Origin of the sequence: Ursidibacter arcticus (assembly GCF_009761375.1) — a bacterium.
GTDB lineage: Bacteria > Pseudomonadota > Gammaproteobacteria > Enterobacterales > Pasteurellaceae > Ursidibacter > Ursidibacter arcticus.
The window spans coordinates 1-2081 of record NZ_LEKM01000038.1 but is presented as its reverse complement, the minus strand read 5'-3'; the positions used below and the strand labels follow the sequence as shown (position 1 = coordinate 2081).

The window sequence follows — 2081 nt, the reverse complement described above, 5'->3', positions numbered from 1 at the left end:
ATTTACTATTCAAAAATCAGTAGAGCTGGGTGTAACCACTATTACGCCATTATGGTCTGAACGTTGTGGCGTTAAGTTGGAAGGAGAGCGTCAAGATAAAAAACTGCAACAGTGGCAAAAAATTGCGATTTCTGCCTGTGAACAATGTGGACGAAATGTCATTCCTGAAATTCGCCCAATTATGAAACTCACCGATTGGTGCAAAGAGCAAGACGATATGCTCAAATTGAATTTGCACCCAAGAGCAAAATACACCATTAAATCACTCCCGAATGTGCCGTCTGCTGGAGTTCGATTATTGATCGGCTCTGAAGGTGGACTTTCTCCAGAAGAGATTGCAATGACTGAACAACAAGGCTTTACCGAAGTCTTACTAGGAAAACGTATTCTTCGTACAGAAACCGCATCGCTCGCTACAATAACCGCTCTACAAATTCTTTATGGAGATTTAAGTTAATGAATTTACAAGGTCAATTATTGATTGCTACCCCAGATATGAATGACGACTACTTCGATCGCTCTGTCATTTATATTTGTGAGCATAACGATCAAGGGGCAATGGGGTTAATGATTAACTCACCAACAGATCTGTCGGTAATGGAATTACTGGCAAAAATGGACTTTTTAATGGCAAATGAACGCAGTTATAGCAAAGATCAGCTTGTCTTAAATGGTGGTCCAGTAAGCCAAGATCGTGGCTTTATCTTACATACCAGTACCAATGCACCATTATTACACAGCTATGAAACAGCAAATAACATTACACTCACGACTTCAGGTGATATTCTAGATACTTTTGGACGAAATAACTCTCCTGAGCATTTTATTGTCTGTCTAGGTTGCTGTACTTGGAAAGCCGATCAGCTTGAGCAAGAAATTGCCCGTAATTATTGGTTAGTTTCACCAAGTAGTGAACATATTCTATTCCACGCAGGCTATTTGGATCGCTGGTCAAAAGCCTATGAAATGCTTGGTATTGAAGGCTTTCTAGCAAAAGCAGGGAGAGCTTAATGGGCAAAACGATTCTCGCTTTTGATTTTGGAACAAATAGTATCGGCTGTGCCGTTGGGCAAAGTATTACAGGTACAGCCCAAGGGCTACCCGCTTTTAAAGCCCAAGATGGTATTCCTAACTGGGAACAAATAGGCAAAGTAATTAGCGAATGGAACCCTGATCTGCTAGTGATTGGTTTACCTTTAAATATGGACGGTACAGAACAACCACTTACACAACGAGCCAGAAAATTTGCCAACCGCTTAAATGGGCGATTTAACCTACCAATAGCTTTACAAGATGAACGACTTACAACGGTTGAAGCCCGTTCTGAAATTTTTGCTCGTGGTGGCTACAAAGCCTTAAAAAAGGATAAAGTCGATTCTATCTCTGCTTGCCTTATTTTAGAAAGTTGGTTTGAGAATGAAGGTTATTAGACCTTATTTATCAAGATAAATTATCTAATTTTATCGCTTTCTGCTCTGCTCGTCTTTTTTGAAAAAAATGGCTAATTTTTTGGCTACATTCTGTTGCCATTACCCCACCACGAATTTGTAAGAGATGGTTCATTTTGTAATCTTCAAAAAAATGAAAACGAGAACCGACAGCCCCAGTTTTATAATCACTCGCCCCAAAAACCAAACGCCCAATTCGGCTATGTAAAATTGCACCAGCACACATTGTGCAAGGTTCAAGAGTAACATAAAGCGTAGTATTTAATAGCCGATAGTTTGCAAGTGCTTGCCCTGCCATTCGGATTGCTTGAATTTCTGCGTGAGCTGTTGGGTCTGATAAGGTAATTGAACGATTCCAGCCTTCTCCCAATATCTCGCCATTATCTGAAACTAACACTGCCCCAACAGGAATTTCACCTTCAATTTCTGCCTGTTGAGCAAGCTGTAGTGCATATTGCATCCATTTTTGATCATCTTCAGAAATCTCAAGGGAAGAACTTAGTTGGGTAGGTTGAATAAACATTTGCAAAAAATTCCTTAGATCTGACCGCTTGTTAAGACAATAAATATTCCTTGTTGGGATTTAATATAACAAAAAAATGCCCCTTTCGGAGCATTTCAGACTGATGACAA

The 2081-nt window shown here is 39.8% G+C and carries 4 protein-coding genes; 3 read left to right on the top strand and 1 reads right to left on the bottom strand.

Annotated features, from left to right (window positions below; translation table 11 throughout):
- The 3 genes from A1D25_RS01435 to ruvX all read left to right on the top strand — a co-directional run.
- Nucleotides 1-457, top strand: a 457-nt coding sequence (locus A1D25_RS01435; RefSeq protein ID WP_157393945.1) for a 16S rRNA (uracil(1498)-N(3))-methyltransferase, incomplete at its 5' end; no start/stop codon positions are given.
- Nucleotides 457-1011: a YqgE/AlgH family protein gene (locus A1D25_RS01430; RefSeq protein ID WP_157393944.1), complete on the top strand. Its 555-nt coding sequence runs from the start codon at nt 457-459 to the stop codon at nt 1009-1011. The genes A1D25_RS01435 and A1D25_RS01430, both read left to right, overlap by 1 nt.
- Nucleotides 1011-1430, top strand: a complete 420-nt coding sequence (gene ruvX / locus A1D25_RS01425; protein WP_157393943.1) for a Holliday junction resolvase RuvX — start codon at nt 1011-1013, stop codon at nt 1428-1430. The genes A1D25_RS01430 and ruvX overlap by 1 nt, the downstream gene beginning before the upstream one ends.
- Nucleotides 1431-1440: 10 nt before the next feature.
- Here the strand turns inward: ruvX and tadA are convergent, their stop codons facing one another.
- The gene (tadA, locus tag A1D25_RS01420) at nt 1441-1971 is read right to left on the bottom strand and encodes a tRNA adenosine(34) deaminase TadA (RefSeq protein ID WP_157393942.1); all 531 of its coding nucleotides are present in this window, start codon (nt 1969-1971) and stop codon (nt 1441-1443) included.
- Nucleotides 1972-2081: the final 110 nt, after the last annotated feature.

What these genes read in the sequence shown, in the direction of transcription:
- A1D25_RS01430 (WP_157393944.1), top strand. Translation starts at nt 457, where the DNA reads ATGAATTTACAAGGTCAATTATTGATTGCTACCCCAGATATGAATGAC.
- ruvX (WP_157393943.1), top strand. Translation starts at nt 1,011, where the DNA reads ATGGGCAAAACGATTCTCGCTTTTGATTTTGGAACAAATAGTATCGGC.
- tadA (WP_157393942.1), bottom strand. Translation starts at nt 1,971, where the DNA reads ATGTTTATTCAACCTACCCAACTAAGTTCTTCCCTTGAGATTTCTGAA.